The sequence below is a fragment of the Sphingomonas sp. GW821-FHT03E12 genome (genome assembly GCF_059420685.1).
The window spans coordinates 54,574-75,675 of sequence record NZ_JBWKUF010000002.1 but is presented as its reverse complement, the minus strand read 5'-3'; the positions used below and the strand labels follow the sequence as shown (position 1 = coordinate 75,675).

Here is a 21,102-nt window from a genome sequence, read left to right as displayed (position 1 = left end):
GTCTATGCGTATCCGTTTCGTCCTTCTCGCCGCGACGGCGCTCGCCGCCGCGCTTCCCGCGCATGCCCAGGACAGCCGCCTCGACGCGCTCGAGCGCCGCCTCGCCGAACAGCAGGCGCGCATCGAACAGCTCGAAGCGCTGGTCGCCCGCCAGTCCGCGCAGCTCGCTCAGCCCGCCGCCAGCGCCGCGCCGCCGCCCCAGCTCGCCGCAGCGGCCCCCGCGCCTGCTGCCGCATCCACCGCGTCGGCAACCCCGGCCGCCTTCCGCATCCCCGGTCTCGACGTCAGCGGCGACCTGCGCGTGCGGCAGGAGTGGAATTACGGCACTGCACGCGACCGGTCGCGTTCGGTGCTGCGCGCCCGTATCCGCGCCAGCTATGCGGTCAACGACCGCATCTCGGTCGGCGCCCAGCTCGCCACCGGCGACCCCGACGATCCCAACTCGACCGACGTCACGCTCGGCAATTTCGTCGACGATCTCAATGTTTCGCTCGATCAGGCCTGGATCCGCTACGCCCATGGCGGCCTCACCGTTCAGGCGGGCAAATTCCCCCAGCTCTTCCAGCGCACCGACATGGTGTGGGACGGCGACGTCTCGCCGCAGGGCCTCGGCGCGACCTATGCGCTCGATCTCGGCAACGGCGCGAAGCTCGACGCCCGCGCGCTCTATTTCGTGATCGACGAGGCCTCGACCGCGCGCGACAGCGACATGCTCGGCGGCCAGATCAACGCCGCCGCGCCGCTCGGCTCCGATCTCAAGCTCGCGCTCGCGGGCAGCTATTACCACTATCGCCTCGGCTCGGTTGCCGGCGCGGATGCGGGCGACTTCCGCGGCAACCTCCTCTCCGGCGGCCGCTATCTCTCCGACTTCCATCTGATCGAGGGCCTTGGCAGCCTCACCTATGCCGGCCTGTCGCCGCGCTGGCCGCTCGCCTTCACCGCCGACTATGTCCGCAACCTCGGCGCCGCGGTGCCGGGCGATACCGGCTTCAACCTCGAATTCGCCGCGGGCCGCACCGCGCAGCGCGGCGACTGGCGCATCGCGTACAATTATTCGGAAGTTCAGGTCGACGCGGTCTTCGCGGCCTTCAGCCACGACAATCTCGATCTCTCGACCAACTATCGCCTCCACGGCGTCGGCCTCGGCTATGTCCCCGCGCCCAATCTGCTGATCGACCTCGCCTGGTATCACTACCGCCCGCTCGATCAGCGCTACACCACCGCGCCGCTCACCTGGCTCGATCGCGTCCGCCTCAACTTCATGGTGAGCTTCTGATGCTTCTGTCCGCCATCGCCCTTGCCGCCGGGGTCGCCGAGGCGCCGCCCGCGCAGGACGGCACCCGCCCGCACAGCCACACCCATGCCCCGGCCGAGATCGAGGAGGCGCACGGCCCCCTCCTCTTCCAGGTCACCTACACGTCGGAAGTGATCGGCAACGCCGCGGGGGGCGTCAAACGCGGCGCGCGCTATCTCGACAATCTCGACATCGTGTTCGAAGCCGATCTGGAGAAGGTCGCGGGCTGGACCGGCGCGCAGCTCCATCTCTACGGCCTTTACAATAACGGCAATTCGATCAGCGACCTGGTCGGCGACAGCCACGCCGTCAGCAATATCGAGACCGGCGTCCGCGCCTTCCGCCTCTATGAGGCATGGATCGACCAGAAGTTCGGCGACGCGGTCTCGCTGCGCGCAGGCCTGTACGACCTCAACTCCGAATTCGACGCGCTCGACGCCTCGGGCCTGTTCGTCGGCAGCGCACACGGCATCGGCACCGATTTCAGCCAGACCGGGCAGAACGGCCCGTCGATCTTTCCCTCGACCTCGCTCGCCGCGCGGCTTCAGGTCGAACCGGCCAAGGGCTGGGCGGTGCGCGCCGCGGTGCTCGACGCCGTCCCCGGCGACCCCGCCCGCCCGGGCCGCACCGTCATCCGCCTCAACAAGGACGAGGGCGCATTGCTCGTCGGCGAGGTGCAGGCGCCGCTCGGCGAGAGCGGCAAGCTGCTGCTCGGCCATTGGCGCTACACCGCGCGTTTCGATCTCACCGACGGAACCGGCACCGGGACCGGCAATAGCGGCACCTATCTCCGCGCCGAGCTCCCGCTCAGCGCCGCGCCCGGCCGCAAGCTCGACGGCTTCGCCCGCTTCGGCACCGCCAGCGGCCGCTTCAACATGTTCGATTTCTTCATGAGCACGGGCCTCAAATTCACCGGCTGGATTCCCGGCCGCGACGAGGACGAGTTCGGCATCGCGCTCGCCGCCGGCTTCACCGCCGAGCCGTACCGCACCGCCACCGGTGCCTCGGCCGCGGAGATCGCAATCGAGGCGACCTACCGCACCCAGCTCACCCCCTGGCTCGCGGTCCAGCCCCACGCCCAATATATCCGCCGCCCCTCGGCCGACCCGACGGTCGCCGACGCCCTGGTCCTCGGCCTGCGCACCGAAATCGGCGTCGATCTGTTCGGACTATAGCTGGCCGTCTGCAAGTAAACCCGGGCAAGTTGCTGCGCGATCAGCGGAAAATCGCCACGGTTGACCTTCGCTCGACCTGCGATATCGTTTCCGTAACGATCGGGGGAGGCAATCATGTCTACGGAACTCGAAGCAGCGACCATGCTCCGCGTGCATCTCAAGGCGCGATCGGATCAGGGCAGGAAGATCAGCGAGGCGATCGCATCGGCGGCAGCGGAACTGGGCCTCGATCTGCCGCACAGCTTCTACGAGAATCTGGTGATCGTCCATCAGAGCGAACTCGACACCGCTTTTGCGGTGGAACAGCTTCCGGTGGGCAGCCAGTGTGGATGGTGACGCCGCAGCGCTAAGCTACACGGCGCATGCCGGCTGCATCCGGCTCAGGGGCATTGCCCCGGACACATGCGACGCCATCGTCGAGCGGGCCGGCACGCTCGACTGGGCGCGGGCCAAGGTGGCGCAACGCTATGACGGCTTCCGCGTCCGCGAGGTCGTAGCCGACGAATATCGCGACGCGATGTCGCTCGGGCCGGTCCAGGCGTCCGGCCTCATGACCGACATCGTCGGCGCCGTCGATCCGGCGTGCCGCGATGCCGTCCAAAGCCACTGGCGGCTCGGCGTCGGCGGCATCTCCTCGCCGCAATTCACTCGCTACGAGCTCGGCCATTTCATCAAGTCGCATCGCGACAGCGGGGAGGCATTCCCCGACCGGCTGTTCACCGTCGTCTGTTACCTGACCGACGCGTATGACGGCGGGGAGATCGTCTTTCCGGCAACCGGCCTGCGGATGAAGCCGGACAAGGGCGATGTCCTCATCTTCCCGTCCGACATGGTCCATGAAGTGAACCCGGTGCGCTCGGGCAAGAAGCTGGTCTTCCTGTTCTTCTACGACCGGTAGGTGATCCGCACCTTGCCCGCCGCCTCCGCCGCCAGAGCCCGCGCCGCATCGGTATTCCCCGCCAGCGCCAGCGCGACGCCCATCCGCCGGTACGGCCGCGTCGTCGGCTTGGCAAAGATGCGCAGGTCGATCTCGCCGCCCTGAACCGCCAGCGCCTCGGCGACGCCCTCATAGCCGGGCGCCTCGCCGTCGCGGTCGGCCAGGATCACCGCCGATGCCGACGGCCCGTACAGCCGCACCTCGGGCACGGGCAGCCCCAGCACCGCGCGCGCATGCAGGTCGAATTCGCTGAGGTTCTGGGAGATCAGCGTCACCATCCCGGTGTCGTGCGGCCGCGGCGACAGTTCGGAGAAGATCACCTCCTCGCCCTTCACGAAGAACTCGACGCCGAAGATCCCGTAGCCGCCCAGATCGTCGGCCACTTTCCGGGCCATATCCTGCGCGTCGGCGATCGCCTGGGCGGACATCGCCGCCGGCTGCCAGCTTTCCTGATAGTCGCCGCGCTCCTGCCGGTGCCCGATCGGCGGGCAGAAGCGCACGCCCTCGCGCGACCGCACCGTCAGCAATGTGATCTCGTAATCGAAGTCGACGAATTCCTCGACGATCACCCGCGCGCGGTCGCCGCGCATATTGGCGACGGCATAGTCCCATGCCGCTTCGAGCGCCCCGGCCTCGCGCACCGTGCTCTGGCCCTTGCCCGACGAGGACATGACCGGCTTGATCACGCAGGGAAGGCCCGTGTGCCCGGCGCCCGCCAGCACCTCTTCCAGGCTCTCGGCATAACGGTAGCGCGAGGTGCGCAACCCCAGTTCGACCGCCGCCACCTCGCGGATACCGTCGCGGTTCATCGTCATCTGCGCCGCGCGGGCGGACGGCACCACCATCACCCCCTCGGCCTCGACCTGTGCCAGCACCTCGGTGCGGATCGCCTCGACCTCGGGCACGACAAAGTCGGGCGCGTGCTTCGCGATCGCCGCGCGCAGCGCCTCGCCGTCGAGCATCGAGAACACTTCAAAGCCGTCCGCGACCTGCATCGCCGGCGCGTTGGCGTAGGAATCGCACGCGATCACCTGAGCGCCCAACCTTTTGGCGGAAATCACGAACTCGCGCCCCAGCTCGCCCGATCCGAGCAACAGGATCTTCGCGGTGAATGCCATGGTCGTCACTTCCTTCTCGCCAGCGGTCAGATCACGCCACTGGCCGGAACGCGCCGCCTTGTCACCCCCCTGAGGTCACCCCGCCATTGGCCTTCACCGCCGCGCGCACCAGCGCCTTCAGCGCCTCGCCATCGACCGCATCATCCTCGCGAAAATCGATCGCGCGCCGGGTGCCACCGTCGAGGCTGGCGTTGAACAGCCCCTTGGGGTCATCCAGCTGCGCGCCCTTGGCAAAGGTCAGCTTGACCTTGTCCTTGTACGTCTCGCCGGTGATCAGGATGCCGCCCTTCGACCAGGTCGGCACGCCCGATGGGTTGCTGGGCTTGCGCCACTTCACCTCTTCAACGATCTCCGCGTCCGCCGCCTTCACCAGCGCACGAAGCTTCCCCAGCATCGGCCCGCGCCATCCGCCCATCGCCGCAATCTTGGCGTCGATCTCGTCCGACGCGCTCACTTCGTCCGCCATATGCTCTCCTACGGTTTCCAGCCCGGCAGCGCCGCCGCTTGCCGGACCCAGTCCATGATCTGCGCCTCGTCCCATTCATCCGTCTCATGAATGTGGAAGTAGCGCGTGTCCGGATCCTTCGACTCCACCGGCGGCTTGGGCTCCAGCCCCCCGCCCTTGAAGAATGCGACCTTGATGTATTTGGTGAAGCAATGGACGCCGAGAAAGAAGGTCCCGTCCCCGGCGCCATAGAGCGGCGAATTCCACTTCATCGCCTTGGCCACGCCCGGCACCGCCGCCGCGATCAGCCCGTCCAGCCGCTCGCCCGCCGCGCGCTTCCACCCCGGCATCGCGGCGATATAGGCCTGAACCGGCGCGTCGCCGTCACCCTTGGCGATCTGCGGATTGCCGCCTGAAAGCAGCTTCGGCTCGGTCACGCCGCGCGCCGCCGGAAATAGGGCCGGAAGAACATGTACAGCCCCGTCACCAGCAGAAAGGCGAGCGGGGGCAGCGGAAGATAGTATACCCACTCGACCGGCTGGTGCCCCAGCCCCAGCATCGCGAAGATCGCGATCACTATAGCCGCGAACAGCAGCGACACCCAGCGATGAACCACGCGGATCGGTTTGCTCAACCCCATTGCACCCTCCTGTTGTATCTCAGTCCAGCCCCGCCAGCACCGTCTCCAGCCGGTCGAGGAAGCGCGGCCACCCGGCCCGTGCGCCATGATAGGCCAGCTTCTGCTCGGGCAGGAATCCGGTCTGCACCATCGTCAGCCGCGTGCCGCCCTCAATAGGCGCCAACGTCCAGGTCACCACGCTGTCCAACCCCAGCGCGGCCCAGCGATAGGCCAGGGTCCGCCCGGCCTCGACCTCCAGCACCTCGCAATCGATCTCGCCCCATTCGGCCGTCAGCCCAAAACGATGTCCCACCTGCGGCACGAAATCATTCGCCATCAGCCATTCGGCGATCAGATGCGGCTGGGTCAGCGCGCGCCAGATCCGCTCGGCCGGATGCGCGATCTCGCGCTCCACCGTCACCGTCCGCGTCGCTTCGCTCATTGGTCCATCCTGTTCAGCAGATCCTCCAGCCCGTCGATGCGGCGTTCCCAGAAGCCCTTCATCTCGCGCGCCCAGGCGTCGAGCGGGTCGAGCGCGCGCAGCTCGGCGCGGTAATGCGTCTGCCGCCCCGCCTGCCGGTCGTGCACCAGCCCCGCCCGCTTGAGCACACCCAGATGCTTCGACACCGCCGGCTGCGATACCCCCGCCCCCGCGGTCAGCACGCCGACAGTCTGCTCGCCCTCCCGGCACAGCCGCTCGAAGATCGAGCGCCGCGTCGGATCGGCAAGCGTACGGAACAGCAGGTCGGGGGTCATCGCAGTCACGAACATATAACTCGCTGGCTATCGATTGGTCCGATAACCAGCGGGTTATGGGTAAGTCAAGCCGCCCGCTATTGACATGGATGTCAATATCATCCTTGATCGCATCACATAGACGGGGGTGCCGATGTCGATCTTCTTTCCCTTGCTCGCCGGTGCCGCCGGGCTCGTCGGCGGCGGCGCAGCCCTCGCCGCCGCCTTTTCCGCCCGAATCGCCCGTCAGGTCGAACGCAACATCCCGCCCGACGGCAGCTTCCACACGGTCCGCGGGCGGCGCATCCATGTCCGCGACATCGGCGAGGGCCCGGCGATCGTGATGATCCACGGCCTCGCGGGCCAGATGCGCAACTTCGCCGCCGTTGTCCCGCTGCTCGCGGCCGGCCACCGCGTCGTCCTCATCGACCGCCCCGGCAGCGGCCACAGCCCCGGGCGCGGCGACGACAGCCTGACCGATCAGGCCGCCATCGTCGCCGGCCTGATCGACCAGCTCGGGCTCGACCGCCCGCTCATCGTCGGCCATTCGCTCGGCGGCGCGGTGTCGATGGCGCTCGCGCTCAACCATCCCGGCAAGATCGCCGGCCTCGCCCTCATCGCCCCGCTGACCCAGGTCCAGGAAGAGGTCCCGGCCGCCTTTCGCGGGCTGGTGATCGAAAAGCCCGCCGTCCGCGCGATCATCGCCCATACGCTCGCCATCCCGATGATGCGGCTCAACTCGGCCAAGTCCCGTGTGGTGCTGTTCGCGCCCGAGCCGGTCCACCCCGCCTTCGACATCGACTATGGCGGCGCGATGCTCGCCCGGCCGCGCGCCTTCTACGCTTCCTCGTCGGAGCTGGTCGCGGTCAACGACGCGCTCGCCCCGCTCGTCGCCCGCTATGGCGAGATCGCGCTCCCGGTCCGCATCCTGTTCGGCGAGGGCGACCAGATTCTCCCCGCCCCCGTCCACGGCACCCGGACCGCGAGCGAGGTCCCCGGCGCGCAATGCACGATCCTTCCGGACGCAGGCCATATGCTCCCGGTAACCGAACCCGCGCGCGTCGCCGCCTTCGTCGCGGAGGCGCGCGCCGCCGCCTGAGCCCGCATGCTAGCCCGGCACCGGCCGCACCCAGCCGTCGCCATCGCCGCCGCCCGCCTCACGCTGCAGCCGCTCCCACGCCTCGGCCTCGGCGAGCTGTTTCGCCCGCGCCCTGCGCCGCGCCGCGGCGAGCAGCTTCAAGAGCTGCGCATTGGTCTCTTCGCGGGTCGCCGGGCGCGGCCCGCGCTTCCCTGCCTTTGCCTCCGCCGCGGCCTCGGTCCGCCGCGCCTTCTGCGCCTCGCCCAGCAGCATCCGCAGCAGCGATTCCGAATAGCGCCGCCGCGAGCCGACAACCTCGCCGCGCACCACGACCGGCTCTTCCCAGCCCTCGACCGCACGCTCCCACGCGACCTGCTCGATCATCGGCAGCGACCGTTCCAGCGCCGCGGCAAAGTCGCATGCGAAGCCCGGCGATCGCTGGCGCAACCGATAGACCGACGTGTCCGAAATCCCCACTCGCTCGCACGCATCCTTGACCCGGCCGGTCTCGGACAATGCCCGCAGAAAGGCCCGCCGCCGCAGCCGCGTCCACCCGTCGAAGCGCCCGCGCGCCTCCCCCGCCTCGGCACCCCGAGCGCTGATCCGCGCAGCCTCCCGCTCCGCCACCTCCGCGTCCCATCGCGCCCGGAACTCGGCCCGGCGCTGGCGCCGCTTATAGGCCGTCCCCAGCGGCCGCCCGATCGCCTCCGCCGCCCCGCGCACCGTCCCCGTGGCGCGCAGCGCCATCAGAAACGCGGTCTCGGTATCCGCCGTCCATCGTGAATAGAGTTTGTGCATCGTCCCCTCGCCCGCCTGCCCGCATCGAGGGGAATCCAGTTATACAAAACGGCGCGTGTAGGAAAGAACATTTTGGGAACAAACTTGTCCCAGCGGTGATCGCCCGCTGGGACAAGCCTCTAATGACCTTGCGTCAAGGCCAACTCATTGATCCGTTCTTCGATGCCCGGGCCTTCAAAGATAGTCGATGCCGACGACGCCCTTCACGACTTCGGGCGCACCCGTGAACTTGAGCTTCATGGCGCTGGACGGAATCTGGAAGCCGATCTCCTTCCCGATATATCCCCGGCCCTCCATCGCACCTGCGGCGAGGGTGACGGTCCCATAGACGATCGCGCCCGATGCGTCGGTCACGTCGATCTGCAGCGATTGCGATGCCGGCTCGAACCGCTTGCAGAAGACTTCGAGCAGCGCCGTATGCGGCGGAAAGACCGGCAGAACCGCCTCGGTGCCGCCATAGGGAAGCGAGCCCGTCGACCCGCGCCAATAGACCCGCTTGGCAAAGGCGAAGGACGGCACGTCAAGATTGGCCAGCCGAAGCTCGACAACGGGTTCCTTGGTACCCGTGCTGTTGTCAGGCACGATCGTGACATTGTGCTGATCGTGACTGTTCACGATGTCGGAGACATCTTCTTCGTAAGTGACGCCCATCACGTCCTCGATGACCACCGATGCATTGAGGCCGGCGGTCACCGCATCGATGACGCCCACCACCTTGCCGCTCTCACATTCGGCATTGGAAAGGGTCAGTGAACAGTTTCCCCAGACCCTGGCATAGGTGACGGTATCGGGGATGCTGCCGCGATTGATCAGGCTGAAATTCCGGAGCGAGGTCGTCGGGTGGTTCGACCCGTTGACGTACCCGGCATCGACACGGTCGATAAACGGGGCGTGGCCGGCCGGGCCCTCATCGTCGACCAGTTCGATGCGCACGCCGTCGAAGTCCACCTTGTGCGTCGTGCGCTGGAACGATCCGGCTGTGGTCAGATTGTAATAGACCAACCGGCCCCAGAAGATGAGCGATCCGCCCGTCCAGCGCGCAAAGGTGCCCTTGCGCAGATTGAAGACCGCCGATTCATTCTTGTCCAGGCTGGTCTCGAGGTCGTTATTCTCCCAGTTGCAGTTGACGAAGTTCCAGTTCACCGCCTGGTCGTTTTCGTTGTCCATCAGATAATAGCATTGGCTGAACTGGCACTCGAGGAAGTAGAATTCACTGCACATGGCCGATCCGGTCACGGCGAAGCACTTCCAAAAGAAGCTGAAATCGCAGCGCTCGAAGCGCCACGAACGCAGCGGGTTGCCGGTCTGATCGATCGTGAACGCGATCTGATTGTTGTCGATACCGGAGGATTCGAACGTGACGTCGCGGAAGGTGATCGAGCGGCTGCTCCGGCAAGCCATCGTCGCTCCTGCACCGTCATAGTCGATATAGGTAGCGCCTGCGCCCTCGCCCTCGACGATCAGGCCGACAAGGCCTCCGGTTGGCGCGAGCTCGAGCACGCCGCTCAAGGTATAGCGCCCGGCAGGCAGTTTGAGCGTTCGGGAGATCTTGCGGCCGATGCCGTCATCGGCCGACGTGATCGGCACCACAAATGCCCCGGGAAAAAGGGTTTCGGTCGTCAGTGTCATCGCTTTGCTCCTCTTTTGCGTTGATCGCGAATTGGAACAAATATGGAACAAACCAATTCCAACATTGCAAGCAGCCTCCGACTTTTCTGTCGTCCTTCCGCGCGCGCCTGCTATCAGGCTTGGAATCCCAGCGTTCGCGGCCCCAAGGAGTCCCCAAGCCTTCCCCCACCCCACCATCCTCTCGCTCAACACCGCCCCGGTCCGTCCGCTCGGCCCGAAGTCCATTCCCAGCGCGATCGCCAAGCAGCCTTCCGATCGCCCGCTCCGCCTCACCGCGCTCGGCTTGGCCGGTGACGAACAGGGCGACACCCGCGTCCATGGCGGGGTCGACAAGGCGGTGCATCACTATCCCCGCGACCATTACGCCGCCTGGCGCGGCGATCTCGGCGACCATCCCTTGCTCGACACCCACGGCGCCTTCGGGGAGAACATCTCGACCCTCGGCCTGACCGAGGGTGACGTCGCGATCGGCGACCGCTTCCGCATCGGCACGGCATTGGTCGAGGTGTCGCAGGGCCGCCAGCCCTGCTTCCGCCTCAACCTGCGCTTCGAGACGCCCGGGGTCGCGCTGCGCATGCAGGACAGCGGCCGCACCGGCTGGTATTATCGCGTGCTGGAAGAGGGGATGGTCGCCCCCGGCGACACCGTCGAGCTGACCGACCGGCTCGCCCCCGACTGGACGGTCGAGCGCATCCGCCGCGTCTTCTATGTCGACATGCTCGACCGCGACGCGCTGTGCGCCATCGCCGCACTCACCTTGCTTCCGGAACGCTGGCGCCAGCTCGCCGAGAAGCGGCTGGCATCGGGGGCCGTTGAGGACTGGAGCCCGCGCCTCAAGGGCGGATAGCCACCCCCAACGTTGCCTTCCGCGCAACCAATCACCGCTCCCCTTCCCCCCGGTGCCCTCCCCTGCTATCGGCCCTCGCGAATCTTCGCATTCGCTTCGCACCGGCGCGCCCGTGCGGCTCTGTTAGCAGCCGCTCCCCCCACGCCGCTCCGGTGGCACATAGATAGGGAAAGGGACCCGCACCAATGACAGCCATCGGCCAGGACAGCCTCGGAACGCGTGAAACGCTCACCGTCGGCGGCAAGAGCTACAGCTATTACAGCCTGGCAAAGGCCGCCGCGAAGCTCGGCGACGTCAGCCGCCTGCCCTTCTCGATGAAGGTGCTGCTGGAGAATATGCTCCGCTTCGAGGACGGCGTCACCGTCACCCCCGAGGATGCCCAGGCGATCGTCGACTGGCAGAAGAACCCCAACGCGCCCGAGCGTGAGATCCAGTATCGCCCCGCGCGCGTGCTGATGCAGGACTTCACCGGCGTGCCCTGCGTGGTCGACCTCGCCGCGATGCGCGACGCGATCACCAAGCTCGGCGGCGACGCGGCCAAGATCAACCCGCAGGTCCCCGTCCACCTCGTCATCGACCACTCGGTCATGGTCGACGAATTCGGCACGCCCAAGGCGTTCGAGGATAACGTCGAGCTCGAGTATCAGCGCAACATGGAGCGCTACGACTTCCTGAAATGGGGTTCGAAGTCGCTCGACAATTTCAAGGTCGTCCCCCCGGGCACCGGCATCTGCCATCAGGTGAACCTCGAATATATCGCCGACGCGATCTGGAGCTCGACCGCGGCTGACGGCACCACCGTCGCCTATCCCGACACGCTGGTCGGCACCGACAGCCACACCACGATGGTCAACGGCCTCGGCGTGCTCGGCTGGGGTGTGGGCGGCATCGAGGCCGAGGCCGCGATGCTCGGCCAGCCGGTGTCGATGCTCATCCCCGAAGTCGTCGGCTTCAAGCTGACCGGCAAGCTCCAGGAAGGCATCACCGCCACCGATCTGGTGCTCACCGTCACCCAGATGCTGCGCGCGCGCGGCGTGGTCGGCCGCTTCGTCGAGTTCTTCGGCCCGGGCCTCGCGACGATGACGCTCGCCGATCGCGCGACCATCGCCAACATGGCGCCCGAGTACGGCGCGACCTGCGGCTTCTTCGGCATCGACGACAAGACGCTCGACTACATGCGCCTCACCGGCCGCAGCGACGAGACCGTCGCGCTGGTCGAAGCCTATAGCAAGGCGCAGGGCATGTGGCGCCACGACGACATGGCCGATCCCGTGTTCACCGACACGCTCGAGCTCGACATGGCGACCGTCACCGCCAGCCTCGCCGGCCCCAAGCGCCCGCAGGACCGCGTCAGCCTCAACAAGGTCGACGAAGTGTTCAACGGCGACCTGTTCAAGGTCTATGGCAAGGAGAACGCTCACCGCGTCGCGGTCGAGGGCAAGGACCACGACATCGGCGACGGCGACGTCGTGATCGCCGCGATCACCTCGTGCACCAACACCTCGAACCCCTCGGTGCTGATCGCCGCCGGCCTCGTGGCGCGCAAGGCGCGCGCCAAGGGCCTGACGCGCAAGCCGTGGGTCAAGACCTCGCTCGCCCCCGGGTCGCAGGTCGTGACCGACTATCTCAACAAGGCGGGCCTCAGCGAAGATCTCGACGCGATCGGCTTCAACCTCGTCGGCTATGGCTGCACCACCTGCATCGGTAACTCGGGCCCGCTGGCCCAGCCGATCTCGGATGCGATCAATGGCAACGACATTGTCGCCGCCTCGGTCCTGTCGGGCAACCGCAACTTCGAGGGCCGCGTGTCGCCCGACGTGCGCGCCAACTTCCTCGCCAGCCCGCCGCTGGTCGTCGCCTATGCGCTCAAGGGCACGGTGACCGAGGACATGATCGAGACCCCGATCGGCGAAGGCACCGACGGTCCGGTGTACCTGAAGGACATCTGGCCCACGAACGAGGAAGTCCAGGGCGTCATCAACGCCAACATCGACTCCGACATGTTCCGTACCCGCTATTCGAACGTGTATCTCGGCGACGCCCATTGGCAGAAGATCGAGGTCGAGGGTTCGGACACCTATAGCTGGCCCGCCGCATCGACCTACATCGCCAACCCGCCCTATTTCGAGGGCATGACGATGACCCCGGCGCCCGTCGCCGACATCATCGAGGCGAAGCCCCTGGCGATCCTCGCGGACTCGATCACCACCGACCACATCTCGCCGGCCGGCTCGATCAAGGCTGACAGCCCTGCCGGCAAGTGGCTGATGGAGCGGCAGGTTTCGAAGGCAGACTTCAACAGCTACGGCGCGCGCCGCGGCAACGACAACGTCATGGTCCGCGGCACCTTCGCCAATATCCGCATCCGTAACGAGATGGTTCCGGGCGTCGAAGGCGGCATGACCTCGTACAATGGCGAGACCATGCCGATCTACGACGCCGCGATGCGTCACAAGGCCGACGGCACGCCGCTCGTCATCGTCGCGGGCAAGGAATATGGCACCGGCTCGTCGCGCGACTGGGCGGCCAAGGGCACCAACCTGCTCGGCGTCCGCGCCGTCATCACCGAGAGCTTCGAGCGTATCCACCGCTCGAACCTGGTCGGCATGGGCGTGCTCCCGCTGCAGTTCGCCGAGGGCGTCGATCGCAAGACGCTGAAGCTCGACGGCAGCGAGACCTTCACCATCACCGGCGTGGCGGGCCTCCGTCCGCGTCAGGATGTCGAGGTCACGCTGACCCGCGCCGACGGCTCGAGCGAGACCTTCCTCACCCGCTGCCGCATCGATACCGTCAACGAGCTTGAGTATTTCCTCAACGGCGGCATCCTTCAGTACGTGCTGCGGAATCTGGCCAAGTAAGGCCGATGAACATCGGGCGCAGGCACGCGATCGCCGGGGGACTGGCCATCGCGTTGCTTGCGCCCCATGTGCACGCGACGGAGAAGAACGGCATGTACGGACTGCTCGGCAAGATGCGTGCGCACCCCGGCAAGCGCGCCGAACTGATCGCGATCCTGCTCGAAGGCACCGGCGAAATGCCGGGCTGCGAGGCCTATATCGTCGGTGAAGACGCGAAGGAGCCCGACGCGATCTGGATCACAGAGGTGTGGGACAAGGCCGAGAGCCACAAAGCCTCGCTCCAGCTCCCCGCCGTTCAGGCCGCAATCGCCAAGGGCCGCCCGCTGATCGCCGGCTTCGACAGTCAGGTCGAACTCAACGTCGCCGGCGGCGTGGGGCTCTAAGAACGCACGATTGCGTCCGCTGGCAGCCCGGTCAGCGCTGCTTCTTGCTGATGGTCGCGGTGAAGTCCGGATCCTTGTTCGCCACCCAATCCACGAATTTGCGCACATTCGGATTGTCCAGCAGGCCCGCCACGTCCATCCCGTGACGCTGCAGTTCGGAATTGGTGAAATTGGCGACCAGCGTCTGCTGGCAGATCGAATGCATTGGCACGACGTCGCGCCCGCCCCGGCTCTTCGGTACCGGGTGGTGCCAGACGATGGTCGTGCCGGTTGGACGGCCGCATAGCCAGCAGAGCACGGGCGCAGCCGGCGCTTCGTCTTCCCGAGGCAAATGGTCGTAGGGGTCGTATTTCGAACTTTTGCGGCCCATGGATCGATCCGGCTGTCTGAATTGTCGTTGGCCTATAGCGATGTGAGCGGCTCCATCACATCGGCAATTATCACGTCAGGAGATTGGAAGAACGATGACGAATCCGTCGAAACCCTGGGATGGAGAGCAGGTCCGCAAATGGCTTGAACGCCGCTTCGAGGTATCGCGGCTGGATCAGGCGGCGGCGGACCGGCGCGGCTATGAGGCCCGGGACGATTACGACAAGGCCGCAGCCGAGGAATGGGCCTGCCGCGCGCTCAAGGGAGCGGAGAGTGTCAACGATCAGGCCGCATTCGCGAGCCAGCTGAAGGAACTCATCGGTCGGGACGACTATCCCGCGACCGGCATCTACGACGATGTCCGGTTCGAACGGCATGTCCGCACCTATCTTCGCAAGCTCGCCAAGATGACCAAGGCAAATGAGGGGTTCGAGAAGATGCTGCGCCATCAGTGAGATGGATGAAATGCCGCCATCGGCGTGCTAGGGTCGCGCCATGCGTGATCTTGGTGGAACCGTCGAAGTCGACGGATTCAAATATGATTGGGAATTCCTGAGCGAACCCCAGCTGTCCGATGGCGATGGCTGGAAGGGCATGACGGTCTTGCTGCGACAGCACGACATGCCGCGCGAGGCGGTGCTGGAGTTTCCGACGCCCAAACGGCTTATCAAAGGACTGCCCAAGGGGCGTTCCCACATCAACGACACGATTGCCGCAAGAGGGGTGCGCGCGGCGTTGCTGGCGGGATGGGATCCGGCATCGCGCGGCAAGACCATGGTTTTCATGGTCGATGCCAACGGCGACTAGCGAGTCAATGCGGCTGGACTGCACGCCGCAGCATGATCGGCGAGCACTGGTCCGGAGTGTGGAAATTGGGCCGGCGGCTTCAGCGCCATTAATCCTTGAGCCAGCGGACGGCCGCTTCAATGATCGTTTCTGGAAAATTGCCAGGACGAACGGATAGTTGGCCTTTCTCCAGAGTTGAATAACTCAAATCATCTAGGTCAAAATCAAAATAATATACCTCAGCGGTTCTAGTCGCAAAGCAACCTGTGACCGTATCATCCCCATCTGGGCATATCGACAAAATCACTACATCCGTGCGCGCAAAGCCGAAATGCTCAAGATTTCGATACAAATCCTCTGCGTTATTTTTTCCTGCGTGGTTGCCGTAGAATATTGAGCCCGTGCGGATTCGCTCGTTAAGGGCGATGACCTCGGAGACAGTATCCTTCATGCCCCACCCTTACCTCACATCTGAATGACCGCAACGGGTCCGCCCACCGCCAATCCGCCTCGCTGTCGGATAACGAACCCTATCGCTGCGCAATCGGCGCGATCCGGTCGGCCAACTCGTTGCCCCGCAGCACCACGGTATCGCGTGACCAGTTGCCCACAAACGTCGTCCGCTCCTTGAACGCGGGCGACAGCCACGCCTTGTTGTTCTCGATCAGCAGGCCGCCCGAGCTCTGCTTGGCCCCTTCCGGCGCCACTGCGATCATCGTCGAGTAATTGTCCTTGTTCGGCCCCTGCTCGAACGAATTGCCCGCGATCCGTCCGGTCGCGCCGTTGGAGATGTCGATCGAGTAATTGGTGTTGCGGCCCTGGCTGTCGTCGAAGCTCGAATCGAGGATCTCGATCCGCGGCGCACGCACCTTCACATAATGCCCGCCCGTCCCGCGCTCGAAGCGCGACTGGACGATGCGCAGGCTGCCATAGTCGCCGATATACAGCGCATGCGCGCCATTGCCGGTCGGGTCCTTGCCCAGCCCCGCAAAGGTCGAGCGTTCGATCGTGATCTTCCCTTGCGGGAAGCTCGCGGTCAGGATGCCGCACTGGCCGTCGATGAACATCGCGTTGGTGACGTGGAGGTCGCCGGTCTCCAGCCGGATGCCCGCGCCATTGCCGTCCTCGACCAGCGTGCGCATGAACACGATGCCGTCGACCTTCGCCCCGCGTCCGCGCAGCACCAAAGTCGCCTTGCCCTCGCAGATCGCGCGGTCGAAGATCGCCTTGCCCGGCACTTCGGAGACGAAGCTGATCTCGCCCGAATCCTGCACCGCGCAATCGCCATAGCGGCCCGGCGCAATACGGATCGTCCCGCGCCCGTCACCGATCGCCGACACGGCTTCCTGCAGCGAACCATAGGAACGGCCGCTTTCCTGCACGGTGAACGGTCCGCTGCGCGCCTGGGGCAACGCAGACGCGGAGGTGGCGAGCAAAGCGGCAACGGCAAGGACGAGGCGCATGGAGAGACTCCGATGGTTTGGCGCGACTATGCCTCAACCGGCGCCGCGGCGCGCCACCTTGCGGGCACGGCCCCTGTCCCGCTTCGGAACGATGCGCGAAGACACGCATTCTCAAGCACATGAAGCGCGGCCTGCGATATTGCGACGACAGCCGGCCGGGCATCACGCGGCGCAAGCTGCGGCACGGCTGGAGCTATTGGGATGCTGGCGGCAACCGCATTTCCGACCGCGAGGAGATCGACCGGCTAAACGCCGTCGGCCTGCCCCCAGCCTATACCGACGCCTGGTATTGCCCCCATCCCAACGGCCATCTCCAGGCTACCGGCATCGACGATCGCGGGCGCAAGCAATATCGCTATCACCCCGAATTCCGCGCCGGGCAGGAGGCTGCGAAGTACGACCGCTGCGCTGCCTTTGGCCATCTGCTTCCCAGGCTCCGCGCCCGGATCGAAACGGATCTGCGCAAACGCTCGCTGGCGAAGGAACGCGCCGTCGCCGCGGTGGTCCGGCTGCTCGACCATGGCCATGTCCGCGTCGGGAATGAGGGCTACACCAAAGCCAACAAGAGCTTCGGCGCGACCACGCTGCGCAAGCGGCATGCGAAACTCACTCCCGGCACGCTCCGGCTCCAGTATCGCGCCAAGTCGGGCAAGCTGCGCACCCTCACGCTCACCGACGCCAGCCTGCGCAACTTCGTCAAGCGATGCCAGGACCTGCCCGGCCAACATCTGTTCGGCTGGCTCGACGACGCGGGCGAGGCACATCCGGTGACCTCCACTGACGTCAACGCCTATATCCGCGACGCGATGGGCGACGATTTCACCGCCAAGCATTTCCGCACCTGGGGCGCGAGCGTGATCGCGTTCGAGGCGCTGGTGGCTGCCGAATCCCCGATCGGCCTCAACACGATGCTCGAGCCCGTGACGGAAGCACTCGGCAACACCCCCGCCATCGCCCGCAAATCCTATGTCCACCCCGGCCTGATCGATCTCGCCAAGGATCGCGACGCGCAGCAGGCGTTCCGCGACACGCTCGCCCTGCCGCGCGCCACCCGCCACCTCACCCGCGGCGAACGCGGACTGATCGCCTTTCTCGAGAGCAATGCTATGGCTGCGCCACGCGCCCGGAACGCCGCCTGAAGGACCCGAATGACCAACAATAGCACCGCCGCCGCTGACAAGGCCGCCGGAATCGACGCCGACGCCATCCAGGCGCAGACCAGCGCGTTCTTCGCCGATGGCATCGCCTGGCTGCAAAGCCACTGGCTCCAGATCCTGATCGCCGCCGGCATCGCCGCGCTGATCGTCGGCGCGCTGCATCTGCTGCGCCGCTGGGGGATGAAGCTGTGCGAGAAGTCTGACGGTCCGGCTGGCTGGGGCACGATCCTCGGCCGCACCGTCGCCAAGACCGGCCATTTCTTCATCATCATGGTCGCAGCCAAGCTGGTCAGCGGCTACGCCAACCCGCCCGAGATGATCTGGAAGACGATCAACTTCCTCTTCACCCTCGCCGCCGTGTTCCAGGCCGCGATCTGGGCGCGCGAGGTGATCCTGGGCGCGATCGAGAAACGGACCGAGAGCGAGAATTATCATGGCGAGGCCCTGCTCTCCGCGCTCGGTCTGATCCGCCTGCTCGTCACCTTCGCGCTGTTCGCGATCGCCTTGGTGGTGGTGCTCGACAATCTGGGGGTGAACGTCACCGGCCTGGTCGCAGGCCTTGGCGTCGGCGGCATCGCGATCGGTCTCGCGGCGCAGGGTATCTTCGCCGATCTGTTCGCGGCGCTCGCGATCATCTTCGACCGCCCGTTCCGCCGCGGCGACAGCATCGCCTATGATCAGACCAAGGGCACGATCGCCGAAATCGGCCTGAAGTCGACCCGCATCCGTGCCTTCACCGGCGAAGAGCGGATCATCGCCAACCGCCGCCTGCTCGACAAGGAGATCCAGAACAACAGCGGGCGCGACCATATCCGCATCAGCCTGCCCGTCGGCGTCGCCTATGAAACCCCGCCCGAAACGCTCGAACGCATCCCCGCGATGCTGCGCTCGATCGTCGAGGCCGCGGGCGCAAAGGTCGCCCGGGCGAGCTACAACGCGTTCGGCGCCAGCTCGGTCGACCTCGTGCTCGACTTCGACGTGCCCGGGCAGGACTGGGACAAGGCGCACGCGGCACGCGACCGGGTGGTGATCGGCATCCTGCGCAAATTCGCGGCGGAAGGGATTTCTATCCCCTACCCCACCCAGACCGCGCTCACCGCCGGCCCCGACGGCAAGCTCATCTATCCCTACCCCCCGGAACCGTCGGAGAAAGCCGATGCGTGACCAGGACGATATCGCCGCGATCATCACCCGCTTCGAGCACGCCGTTCTCGCCCGCGATGCCGATGCGGTCTTCGCCGACTATGCCGAGGACCCCGTCGCCTATGATCTCGCGCCGCCGCTCGAGATCCATGGCGCGCGCGTGACCGATCACGAGGGACTGCGGCAATGGTTCGCGACCTGGGACGGCCCGATCCGGATGACGTCCCTGCCTTCCACCGTGCTGGTCGATGGCGATCTCGGCGTGCTCTTCACGCTCCAGAACATGAAGGGCATCCGCAAGGACGAAGGCGAGGTCGATCTCTGGTTCCGCTGCACCCTCGCCGTTCGCCGCATCGCCGGCGCGTGGAAGATCGTCCATATCCACACCAGCATACCGATGGCGACCGACGGCAGCGGCAGGGCGGAAACCGGCCTGATCCCGGACTAGTTCACACTTTTAGAACATCGGGTTTGCCGATATTTACCGCCGTTACGTTACGTCACGCATCATTTTCGCGTTTCCAGTAGGCTTCCCCTTGCGGAAGGCGCCGCGTTGCGCCTACATGCGCCGCGAGGATGCCAACAGGAGCCTTCATGGCCGACGCGGAAACCGTGACGATCCAGCAGCTCGCCGCCCGCACGGGTGAGGAGCGCGTGTCCGATTGGGTCGAGGTGACCCAGGCGATGATCGACAAATTCGCCGAAGCGACCGGCGATCACCAGTTCATCCATGTCGATCCTGCCAAGGCCGCGATGACGCCGTTCGGCGGCACCATCGCGCATGGCTTCCTGACGCTGTCGCTGATGCCTTTGCTCAACTCGCTCACCCCGCAGCCGCGGATCGAGGGGGTGAAGATGGGCGTCAACTATGGCGGCAACAAAGTCCGCTTCCTGACCCCTGTCCGCTCGGGCAAGCGCGTGCGCGGCCGCTTCAAGACGCTGGAGCTGGCCGAGAAGCGCCTCGGCCAGTGGCAGCAGACCGTCGAGTTCACCGTCGAGATCGAGGGCGAGAGCAAGCCCGCGATGATCGCCGAATGGATCAGCCAGATCTTCGTCTAAACGATCATAACAAAAGGATAGCCACCCCATGCGTTCCGCCGTCATCGTCTCCACCGCCCGCACCCCGATCGGCCGCGCCTATCGCGGCGCGTTCAACGCGCTGCCGGCCCAGACGCTCGCTGCCCGCTCGATCGAGGCCGCCGTCCAGCGCGCCGGGATCGACGGCGGCGAAGTGCAGGACGTCGTCTTCGGCGCCGCGCTCCAGCAGGGGCACCAGGCCGGCAACATCGCCCGCCAGGCGGCGCTGCGCGCGGGCCTGCCCGTCAGCGTGTCGGGCATGTCGGTCGACCGCCAGTGCGCCAGCGGCCTGATGGCGATCGCCACCGCCGCCAAGCAGATCATCGTCGACAATATGGACATCACCGTCGGCGGCGGCGTCGAGAGCGTCAGCCTGGTCCAGACCCCGCAGATGCGTATCGCTGCCGATCCCGAGCTGCTGGCGATGCACAACGACATCTATATGCCGATGCTCCAGACCGCCGAAGTGGTCGCCGCGCGCTACAACATCAGCCGCGAGGTTCAGGACGAATACGGCCTCCAGTCGCAGCAGCGCACCGCCGCCGCGCAGGCCGCAGGCAAGTTCGATGACGAGATCATTCCGGTCACCGCGACGATGAACATCGTCAACAAGGAGACCAAGGAAGTCACCCAGAAGGAAGTGACCCTCACCAAGGACGAGGGCAACCGCGCCGACACCACGCTCGAAGGGCTCCAAGCGCTCCAGCCGGTCATCCCGAACGGCGTGATCACCGCGGGCAATGCCAGCCAGCTCTCCGACGGTTCGTCGTCGTCGGTGCTGATGGAAGAGAAGGTCGCCGAGAAGCGCGGCCTCACCCCGCTCGGCCGCTATGTCGGCATGGCGGTCGCGGGCACCAAGCCCGACGAGATGGGCATCGGCCCGGTCTTCGCGATCCCCGCCTTGCTCGAGCGCTTCAACCTCAAGATGGACGATATCGGCCTGTGGGAACTCAATGAGGCATTCGCGGTCCAGGTCCTCTACTGCCGCGACAAGCTCGGCATCCCCAACGACCTGCTCAACGTCAATGGCGGCTCGATCTCGATCGGCCACCCCTATGGCATGACCGGCGCGCGCTGCACCGGCCACGCGCTGATCGAGGGCAAGCGCCGCGGCGCCAAATACGTCGTCGTGACGATGTGCGTCGGCGGCGGCATGGGCGCGGCGGGACTGTTCGAAGTCCTTTGAGCCCG

26 protein-coding genes are annotated in these 21,102 nt (G+C 66.1%); 15 read left to right on the top strand and 11 right to left on the bottom strand.

Going from position 1 to position 21,102, the window contains the following annotated elements; all coding sequences use genetic code 11:
- The first annotated feature begins 4 nt into the window (after positions 1 to 4).
- The 4 genes from AC07TU_RS05815 (at position 5) to AC07TU_RS05800 (ending at position 3,367) form a co-directional block, all read left to right on the top strand.
- Complete coding sequence (locus AC07TU_RS05815; protein WP_495186977.1) at positions 5 to 1,276, top strand: putative porin; 1,272 nt, start codon at positions 5 to 7, stop codon at positions 1,274 to 1,276.
- Positions 1,276 to 2,469, top strand: a complete 1,194-nt coding sequence (locus AC07TU_RS05810) for a carbohydrate porin (protein ID WP_495186976.1) — start codon at positions 1,276 to 1,278, stop codon at positions 2,467 to 2,469. The genes AC07TU_RS05815 and AC07TU_RS05810 overlap by 1 nt, the downstream gene beginning before the upstream one ends.
- A gap of 114 nt (positions 2,470 to 2,583) precedes the next feature.
- Positions 2,584 to 2,805 carry a hypothetical protein gene (locus tag AC07TU_RS05805; RefSeq protein ID WP_495186975.1) on the top strand — a complete coding sequence of 74 codons (222 nt, stop codon included), beginning with the start codon at positions 2,584 to 2,586 and terminating at the stop codon, positions 2,803 to 2,805.
- On the top strand, positions 2,795 to 3,367 hold the full coding sequence (locus AC07TU_RS05800) for a 2OG-Fe(II) oxygenase (RefSeq protein ID WP_495186974.1): 573 nt from the start codon (positions 2,795 to 2,797) through the stop codon (positions 3,365 to 3,367). The genes AC07TU_RS05805 and AC07TU_RS05800 overlap by 11 nt, the downstream gene beginning before the upstream one ends.
- On the opposite strand, the gene purT is transcribed toward AC07TU_RS05800, so the two are convergent.
- The 6 genes from purT to AC07TU_RS05770 all read right to left on the bottom strand — a co-directional run bounded on the left by purT (position 3,355) and on the right by AC07TU_RS05770 (position 6,344).
- Entirely contained in the window at positions 3,355 to 4,524 is a 1,170-nt protein-coding gene (gene purT / locus AC07TU_RS05795; RefSeq protein WP_495186973.1) for a formate-dependent phosphoribosylglycinamide formyltransferase, read from the bottom strand. The genes AC07TU_RS05800 and purT overlap by 13 nt on opposite strands.
- A gap of 61 nt (positions 4,525 to 4,585) precedes the next feature.
- Positions 4,586 to 4,990 carry a DUF1801 domain-containing protein gene (locus tag AC07TU_RS05790; RefSeq protein WP_495186972.1) on the bottom strand — a complete coding sequence of 135 codons (405 nt, stop codon included), beginning with the start codon at positions 4,988 to 4,990 and terminating at the stop codon, positions 4,586 to 4,588.
- Positions 4,991 to 4,998: 8 nt separating this feature from the next.
- A complete protein-coding gene (locus AC07TU_RS05785; RefSeq protein ID WP_495186971.1) occupies positions 4,999 to 5,406 on the bottom strand; it encodes a DUF1801 domain-containing protein in 408 nt (135 codons plus the stop codon).
- Positions 5,403 to 5,609, bottom strand: a complete 207-nt coding sequence (locus AC07TU_RS05780; RefSeq protein WP_495186970.1) for a hypothetical protein — start codon at positions 5,607 to 5,609, stop codon at positions 5,403 to 5,405. Before AC07TU_RS05780 ends, AC07TU_RS05785 begins: the two co-directional genes overlap by 4 nt.
- Before the next feature lie 19 nt (positions 5,610 to 5,628).
- A complete protein-coding gene (locus AC07TU_RS05775) occupies positions 5,629 to 6,030 on the bottom strand; it encodes an SRPBCC family protein (protein WP_495186969.1) in 402 nt (133 codons plus the stop codon).
- Positions 6,027 to 6,344 carry an ArsR/SmtB family transcription factor gene (locus AC07TU_RS05770; RefSeq protein ID WP_495187664.1) on the bottom strand — a complete coding sequence of 106 codons (318 nt, stop codon included), beginning with the start codon at positions 6,342 to 6,344 and terminating at the stop codon, positions 6,027 to 6,029. The genes AC07TU_RS05775 and AC07TU_RS05770 overlap by 4 nt, the downstream gene beginning before the upstream one ends.
- 133 nt (positions 6,345 to 6,477) lie before the next feature.
- Here AC07TU_RS05770 and AC07TU_RS05765 point away from each other — a divergent pair, with 133 nt between their 5' ends.
- Positions 6,478 to 7,422 (top strand): alpha/beta fold hydrolase, encoded by a 945-nt coding sequence (locus tag AC07TU_RS05765; RefSeq protein WP_495186968.1) that lies wholly within the window; start codon positions 6,478 to 6,480, stop codon positions 7,420 to 7,422.
- Positions 7,423 to 7,431: 9 nt separating this feature from the next.
- Here AC07TU_RS05765 and AC07TU_RS05760 read toward each other — a convergent pair whose 3' ends face one another.
- The gene (locus AC07TU_RS05760; protein ID WP_495186967.1) at positions 7,432 to 8,199 is read right to left on the bottom strand and encodes a hypothetical protein; all 768 of its coding nucleotides are present in this window, start codon (positions 8,197 to 8,199) and stop codon (positions 7,432 to 7,434) included.
- A gap of 174 nt (positions 8,200 to 8,373) precedes the next feature.
- On the bottom strand, positions 8,374 to 9,828 hold the full coding sequence (locus AC07TU_RS05755; RefSeq protein WP_495186966.1) for a hypothetical protein: 1,455 nt from the start codon (positions 9,826 to 9,828) through the stop codon (positions 8,374 to 8,376).
- A gap of 283 nt (positions 9,829 to 10,111) precedes the next feature.
- Between AC07TU_RS05755 and AC07TU_RS05750 the strand changes: the two genes are divergently transcribed.
- From AC07TU_RS05750 to AC07TU_RS05740, 3 genes are all read left to right on the top strand, one after another.
- On the top strand, positions 10,112 to 10,675 hold the full coding sequence (locus AC07TU_RS05750; RefSeq protein WP_495186965.1) for an MOSC domain-containing protein: 564 nt from the start codon (positions 10,112 to 10,114) through the stop codon (positions 10,673 to 10,675).
- 185 nt (positions 10,676 to 10,860) lie between these two features.
- Positions 10,861 to 13,533, top strand: a complete 2,673-nt coding sequence (acnA, locus tag AC07TU_RS05745) for an aconitate hydratase AcnA (RefSeq protein WP_495186964.1) — start codon at positions 10,861 to 10,863, stop codon at positions 13,531 to 13,533.
- A 5-nt stretch (positions 13,534 to 13,538) separates the two neighbouring features.
- On the top strand, positions 13,539 to 13,916 hold the full coding sequence (locus AC07TU_RS05740) for a putative quinol monooxygenase (RefSeq protein ID WP_495186963.1): 378 nt from the start codon (positions 13,539 to 13,541) through the stop codon (positions 13,914 to 13,916).
- 31 nt (positions 13,917 to 13,947) lie between these two features.
- Here AC07TU_RS05740 and AC07TU_RS05735 read toward each other — a convergent pair whose 3' ends face one another.
- Positions 13,948 to 14,286 carry a hypothetical protein gene (locus AC07TU_RS05735; protein ID WP_495186962.1) on the bottom strand — a complete coding sequence of 113 codons (339 nt, stop codon included), beginning with the start codon at positions 14,284 to 14,286 and terminating at the stop codon, positions 13,948 to 13,950.
- 94 nt (positions 14,287 to 14,380) lie between these two features.
- Between AC07TU_RS05735 and AC07TU_RS05730 the strand changes: the two genes are divergently transcribed.
- Positions 14,381 to 14,740, top strand: coding sequence for a hypothetical protein (locus AC07TU_RS05730; RefSeq protein ID WP_495186961.1), 360 nt, complete (start codon positions 14,381 to 14,383; stop codon positions 14,738 to 14,740).
- A 40-nt stretch (positions 14,741 to 14,780) separates the two neighbouring features.
- Positions 14,781 to 15,092, top strand: coding sequence for a hypothetical protein (locus tag AC07TU_RS05725; RefSeq protein WP_495186960.1), 312 nt, complete (start codon positions 14,781 to 14,783; stop codon positions 15,090 to 15,092).
- A gap of 88 nt (positions 15,093 to 15,180) precedes the next feature.
- Here AC07TU_RS05725 and AC07TU_RS05720 read toward each other — a convergent pair whose 3' ends face one another.
- Together AC07TU_RS05720 and AC07TU_RS05715 are read right to left on the bottom strand one after the other, a co-directional pair.
- The gene (locus tag AC07TU_RS05720; protein WP_495186959.1) at positions 15,181 to 15,522 is read right to left on the bottom strand and encodes a hypothetical protein; all 342 of its coding nucleotides are present in this window, start codon (positions 15,520 to 15,522) and stop codon (positions 15,181 to 15,183) included.
- Between the two features lie 79 nt (positions 15,523 to 15,601).
- Positions 15,602 to 16,534, bottom strand: a complete 933-nt coding sequence (locus AC07TU_RS05715) for a right-handed parallel beta-helix repeat-containing protein (RefSeq protein ID WP_495186958.1) — start codon at positions 16,532 to 16,534, stop codon at positions 15,602 to 15,604.
- A gap of 119 nt (positions 16,535 to 16,653) precedes the next feature.
- On the opposite strand from AC07TU_RS05715, the gene AC07TU_RS05710 reads away from it, so the two are divergent.
- The 5 genes from AC07TU_RS05710 to AC07TU_RS05690 all read left to right on the top strand — a co-directional run bounded on the left by AC07TU_RS05710 (position 16,654) and on the right by AC07TU_RS05690 (position 21,097).
- Positions 16,654 to 17,673 carry a DNA topoisomerase IB gene (locus AC07TU_RS05710; RefSeq protein ID WP_495186957.1) on the top strand — a complete coding sequence of 340 codons (1,020 nt, stop codon included), beginning with the start codon at positions 16,654 to 16,656 and terminating at the stop codon, positions 17,671 to 17,673.
- A gap of 9 nt (positions 17,674 to 17,682) precedes the next feature.
- Complete coding sequence (locus tag AC07TU_RS05705) at positions 17,683 to 18,855, top strand: mechanosensitive ion channel family protein (protein WP_495186956.1); 1,173 nt, start codon at positions 17,683 to 17,685, stop codon at positions 18,853 to 18,855.
- Entirely contained in the window at positions 18,848 to 19,282 is a 435-nt protein-coding gene (locus AC07TU_RS05700; protein WP_495186955.1) for a YybH family protein, read from the top strand. Before AC07TU_RS05705 ends, AC07TU_RS05700 begins: the two co-directional genes overlap by 8 nt.
- A gap of 146 nt (positions 19,283 to 19,428) precedes the next feature.
- A complete protein-coding gene (locus tag AC07TU_RS05695) occupies positions 19,429 to 19,893 on the top strand; it encodes a MaoC family dehydratase (RefSeq protein ID WP_495186954.1) in 465 nt (154 codons plus the stop codon).
- A 28-nt stretch (positions 19,894 to 19,921) separates the two neighbouring features.
- On the top strand, positions 19,922 to 21,097 hold the full coding sequence (locus AC07TU_RS05690) for an acetyl-CoA C-acyltransferase (RefSeq protein WP_495186953.1): 1,176 nt from the start codon (positions 19,922 to 19,924) through the stop codon (positions 21,095 to 21,097).
- Positions 21,098 to 21,102 lie beyond the last annotated feature (5 nt).

Bases quoted from the DNA above. Each gene is read 5' to 3' on its own strand.
- AC07TU_RS05815 (WP_495186977.1), top strand. From the start codon at position 5: ATGCGTATCCGTTTCGTCCTTCTCGCCGCGACGGCGCTCGCCGCCGCG.
- AC07TU_RS05810 (WP_495186976.1), top strand. From the start codon at position 1,276: ATGCTTCTGTCCGCCATCGCCCTTGCCGCCGGGGTCGCCGAGGCGCCG.
- AC07TU_RS05805 (WP_495186975.1), top strand. From the start codon at position 2,584: ATGTCTACGGAACTCGAAGCAGCGACCATGCTCCGCGTGCATCTCAAG.
- purT (WP_495186973.1), bottom strand. From the start codon at position 4,524: ATGGCATTCACCGCGAAGATCCTGTTGCTCGGATCGGGCGAGCTGGGG.
- AC07TU_RS05790 (WP_495186972.1), bottom strand. From the start codon at position 4,990: ATGGCGGACGAAGTGAGCGCGTCGGACGAGATCGACGCCAAGATTGCG.
- AC07TU_RS05780 (WP_495186970.1), bottom strand. From the start codon at position 5,609: ATGGGGTTGAGCAAACCGATCCGCGTGGTTCATCGCTGGGTGTCGCTG.
- AC07TU_RS05775 (WP_495186969.1), bottom strand. From the start codon at position 6,030: ATGAGCGAAGCGACGCGGACGGTGACGGTGGAGCGCGAGATCGCGCAT.
- AC07TU_RS05770 (WP_495187664.1), bottom strand. From the start codon at position 6,344: ATGACCCCCGACCTGCTGTTCCGTACGCTTGCCGATCCGACGCGGCGC.
- AC07TU_RS05765 (WP_495186968.1), top strand. From the start codon at position 6,478: ATGTCGATCTTCTTTCCCTTGCTCGCCGGTGCCGCCGGGCTCGTCGGC.
- AC07TU_RS05760 (WP_495186967.1), bottom strand. From the start codon at position 8,199: ATGCACAAACTCTATTCACGATGGACGGCGGATACCGAGACCGCGTTT.
- AC07TU_RS05755 (WP_495186966.1), bottom strand. From the start codon at position 9,828: ATGACACTGACGACCGAAACCCTTTTTCCCGGGGCATTTGTGGTGCCG.
- acnA (WP_495186964.1), top strand. From the start codon at position 10,861: ATGACAGCCATCGGCCAGGACAGCCTCGGAACGCGTGAAACGCTCACC.
- AC07TU_RS05740 (WP_495186963.1), top strand. From the start codon at position 13,539: ATGAACATCGGGCGCAGGCACGCGATCGCCGGGGGACTGGCCATCGCG.
- AC07TU_RS05735 (WP_495186962.1), bottom strand. From the start codon at position 14,286: ATGGGCCGCAAAAGTTCGAAATACGACCCCTACGACCATTTGCCTCGG.
- AC07TU_RS05730 (WP_495186961.1), top strand. From the start codon at position 14,381: ATGACGAATCCGTCGAAACCCTGGGATGGAGAGCAGGTCCGCAAATGG.
- AC07TU_RS05725 (WP_495186960.1), top strand. From the start codon at position 14,781: ATGCGTGATCTTGGTGGAACCGTCGAAGTCGACGGATTCAAATATGAT.
- AC07TU_RS05720 (WP_495186959.1), bottom strand. From the start codon at position 15,522: ATGAAGGATACTGTCTCCGAGGTCATCGCCCTTAACGAGCGAATCCGC.
- AC07TU_RS05715 (WP_495186958.1), bottom strand. From the start codon at position 16,534: ATGCGCCTCGTCCTTGCCGTTGCCGCTTTGCTCGCCACCTCCGCGTCT.
- AC07TU_RS05710 (WP_495186957.1), top strand. From the start codon at position 16,654: ATGAAGCGCGGCCTGCGATATTGCGACGACAGCCGGCCGGGCATCACG.
- AC07TU_RS05705 (WP_495186956.1), top strand. From the start codon at position 17,683: ATGACCAACAATAGCACCGCCGCCGCTGACAAGGCCGCCGGAATCGAC.
- AC07TU_RS05700 (WP_495186955.1), top strand. From the start codon at position 18,848: ATGCGTGACCAGGACGATATCGCCGCGATCATCACCCGCTTCGAGCAC.
- AC07TU_RS05695 (WP_495186954.1), top strand. From the start codon at position 19,429: ATGGCCGACGCGGAAACCGTGACGATCCAGCAGCTCGCCGCCCGCACG.
- AC07TU_RS05690 (WP_495186953.1), top strand. From the start codon at position 19,922: ATGCGTTCCGCCGTCATCGTCTCCACCGCCCGCACCCCGATCGGCCGC.